Raw genomic sequence first — 3,435 nt, forward strand, 5'->3', positions numbered from 1 at the left:
CGACAGTCATGCGAGACTGTTCAGCCGTGCCGAACGGTTCAGACTCGTCGTCGACGCTGGCCCCGATCACCACCCGATCGATCTCGGCTGGCAAACGATCCAGTCGGATAGCGACGGCGTCGCGACAGACGCCCGCGATCTCGGGCTCGCGTTCCAATAGTTGAACGGAACCGTCGACTGACTTCGGCTGGTTGTAGAACACGAAGTCCGAACTCGAGCGGACGCGGCCCGATTCTTCGAGCAGGAGCACGCTGGCATCGGTGGTAAGCGCACCGCCGGAGTCGACTTCGATTGTCACGATGATCGGCGAATCGCTGGGCAGTGAGAAGTTTGCGCCCTTGGTAAGAACTGTCGCGCTCATGCCGATAACCTACCGGGAAAGTAGCTGGTCGACGACGCTTTCGGGGGTCAATCCGCCGGTCAGACCCCCATCACGCCCTTCATCAGATACGCCATCCGCGCGGCGAACTCCGGGCGCGGGGTGCTGCGGGGGAGTCGGACGGCATCGTTGACGATCGCGAGTGCAGCGTGAACTGCGAGGACCGCGGAAGCTTCCGTACGGGAGTCGATCTCGACCAGGAGTTGGACCCATCGCGCAACGTAGCGGCGCTGAACCGCGAGGAGTTCGGCGGCCTGCGGGTCGCCGGCCAAGACGTAGGCGCTGGTGAATCCGACCAGCAGATCGGGGGTCGAAGTGACGGAGTCGACGTAGTGGTCCACCAGGGCACCCAGGCGTGCGGTGGGCTCGGATGAGCCGGCGTAGGCCGCCATCACGCCGACTTCGAGGCGCATGGCGCTGCGCTGGCTGATGCCGACCAGAATCGCGATCTTCGATGGGAAGTGCTTGTAGACGCTGGGGCCGGTGATACCGACGGCGGCGCCGATCTCGTCCATCCCGGTACTGGCGAATCCCTGGTCGGCGAACATCTTGGCTGCGGCGTCGAGGATCTCGTCGCGGCGCGTGGGGGCGTCGTAGCCGAAGTTCGGGGTCTGGTGAGCGGGCTGCGCGTCGGCGGGGCGGAGCTCGACGGTGCGGCGGACCAGTTCCAGGACCATGGCCTCGACGTCGTCGACGTTGCCGCGGACCGCGCGGCCCGCGCCGCTGCCGACCACGCTGAGGACGGCGCCCGCGAGGTACATCGACTCGCGTTCGGTGAGCTCTGGTCGGCTCGAGCGGATGGCGGATGCCCAGCGACGCAGGACGGTTCGGGTGCGGCGCACCACGTCGGCGTTCTCGTCCGCGGTGAGGTGCTGGCCCGACCACCGCCACAGCGACGTGGCGTGCGGATTGGCGATGCACATCGCGGTGACGCCGGCGGCGAGCGCCTCGGTGGGATCGTCGCTGCTCTCGAGCTCGGCGGCGTCGGTGCTGGCCTCGAGCTCGTCGACCCGTACCTGCACGGCTGCGTACAGGAGGGCCTGCTTGTCGGCGAAGTGGCGGTACACCGTCGGCGGGCTCACCCCGGCGCGCCGAGCGATGTCGGCTACCGACACGTGGGCATAGCCGCGCTCAGCGAACAGCACGGTAGCTGCATCGATGAGTTGGCGGCGACGGTCGATGGACCGTGAGCGCCGAGTCGCTCTGGTGGTGGTCATGGTGAACTGACCATAGCCCATGAATAGCGAGATTTGAACGACTTGACCATGAGGTATGGTCAAAAGCGTTATACCGGGTTAGCCTACGAAGGTAACCACTCCCGGTTCGTGTGAAAGGAACACTTGTGTCCGACGAAGCATTCATCTACGACGCGGTGCGTACGCCTCGCGGCAAGCAGCGCGGTGGATCGCTGCACAGCGTCAAGCCGATCGACCTCATCTCCGGTCTGATCGACTCGCTGCTGGAGCGCCACTCCGACCTGGATCCGAAGGCCGTCGACGACGTCGTGCTCGGCGTGGTCTCGCCGGTCGGTGAGCAGGGCGCCGTGATCGCACGTACCGCCGCACTGAACTCGGGCCTGGGCGAGAGCGTCCCCGGCACCCAGATCAACCGCTTCTGCGCTTCGGGTCTGGAAGCCTGCAACCTGGCCGCGGCCAAGGTCGCCTCGGGCTTCGACGACCTGGTGCTGGCCGGCGGTGTCGAGTCGATGTCGCGCGTGCCGATGGGCAGCGACGGCGGCGCGCTGTTCATGGACCCCGCCACCGCGTACGACAACTACATCGCCCCGCAGGGCATCGGTGCCGACCTGATCGCCACCATCGAGGGCTTCTCGCGTGAGGACATCGACAACTTTGCTGCCGAGTCGCAGCGTCGTGCGGATGTCGCATGGCAGGAGAACCGCTTCGAGAAGTCGATCGTCCCGGTCAAGGACATCAACGGTGTGACCCTGCTGGACAAGGACGAGCACATGCGTCCGGGCACCACCGCCGAGGGCCTCGGCAAGCTCAAGCCAGCCTTCCAGGGCCTGGCCGACATGGTCGGCTTCGACGACGTCGTGATGCAGAAGTACACGAGCGTCGAGAAGGTCAACCACGTTCACACCGGCGGCAACAGCTCCGGCATCGTCGACGGCGCCGCCCTGGTGCTCATCGGCTCGGAAGAGGCGGGCAAGCGCAACGGCCTCACCCCGCGCGGCCGCGTCGTGGCCTACGCCGAGGTCGGCTCGGAGCCGTCGATCATGCTGACCGGCCCCACCCCCGCCACCGAGAAGGTGCTGGCCAAGGCCGGCCTGACCGTCGACGACATCGACGTCTTCGAGCTCAACGAGGCCTTCGCTTCGGTGGTCATGAAGTGGGAGAAGGACCTCAACATCCCCCACGAGAAGGTCAACGTCAACGGCGGCGCCATCGCCCTCGGCCACCCGCTGGGCGCCTCGGGCGCCAAGCTGATGGCCACCCTGGTCAACGAGCTCGAGCGCACCGGCGGCCGCTACGGCCTCCAGACGATGTGCGAGGGCGGTGGCCTGGCCAACGCCACCATCGTCGAGCGCCTCGGCTGACCCACCTCTCACCCACGACCCGCTCGCGGCGCCGTCACGGCGACCGGGCGGGTCGTGGCGCGTCCGGGACCGGACCGTAGGCTCGGGACCGTGGTCTGGGACGTCCTGCGCGTGGTGATCGCCCTCGGGGTGGCGCTCCTGCTGGTGCGGCTTGGGATCGCCGTGCTCGGCGGGATGGTCCGGCCCGTCCCCGAACCCCCGCCTCCCGGTGAGCTCCGGAAGGTGAAGCTGCTCTACCGCTGCGCCACGTGCGGCACCGAGGTGCGGATGACCTCGGCGGTCGACACCGACCCGGAGCCGCCCCGGCACTGCATGGACGAGATGGAGCTCCTCACCCCGGTCGAGGACCTCTGATCCCTCCCGGTCCCCGGCCGGATCCGGTGACGAGCCGGATGTGACGCCGGTAACGGGAGAGTTACACCGATGTGACCCTCCCCAGGGTTGTCCACAGGTGTGGAGAAACCCCGGACGGGCGTCAGCGGTACTGCGTCGCGGTGAG

4 protein-coding genes are annotated in these 3,435 nt (G+C 67.5%); 2 read left to right on the plus strand and 2 right to left on the minus strand.

Translation table 11 applies throughout. The features are described from left to right. A partial coding sequence (locus GX543_RS01860) for a TerD family protein (protein WP_290849428.1) occupies positions 1-361 on the minus strand: 361 nt, incomplete at its 3' end. Between the two features lie 59 nt (positions 362-420). Then, positions 421-1,596 carry a TetR/AcrR family transcriptional regulator gene (locus GX543_RS01865; RefSeq protein WP_290849429.1) on the minus strand — a complete coding sequence of 392 codons (1,176 nt, stop codon included), beginning with the start codon at positions 1,594-1,596 and terminating at the stop codon, positions 421-423. 125 nt (positions 1,597-1,721) lie between these two features. Between GX543_RS01865 and GX543_RS01870 the strand changes: the two genes are divergently transcribed. Both GX543_RS01870 and GX543_RS01875 read left to right on the plus strand, forming a co-directional pair. Continuing rightward, positions 1,722-2,936 carry an acetyl-CoA C-acetyltransferase gene (locus GX543_RS01870; protein ID WP_290849430.1) on the plus strand — a complete coding sequence of 405 codons (1,215 nt, stop codon included), beginning with the start codon at positions 1,722-1,724 and terminating at the stop codon, positions 2,934-2,936. Positions 2,937-3,026: 90 nt separating this feature from the next. Then, on the plus strand, positions 3,027-3,290 hold the full coding sequence (locus tag GX543_RS01875) for a hypothetical protein (protein ID WP_290849431.1): 264 nt from the start codon (positions 3,027-3,029) through the stop codon (positions 3,288-3,290). The last annotated feature ends 145 nt before the right edge of the window (positions 3,291-3,435 follow it).

Source organism: Gordonia sp. (in: high G+C Gram-positive bacteria) (genome assembly GCF_012515855.1).
Taxonomy (GTDB): domain Bacteria; phylum Actinomycetota; class Actinomycetes; order Mycobacteriales; family Mycobacteriaceae; genus Gordonia.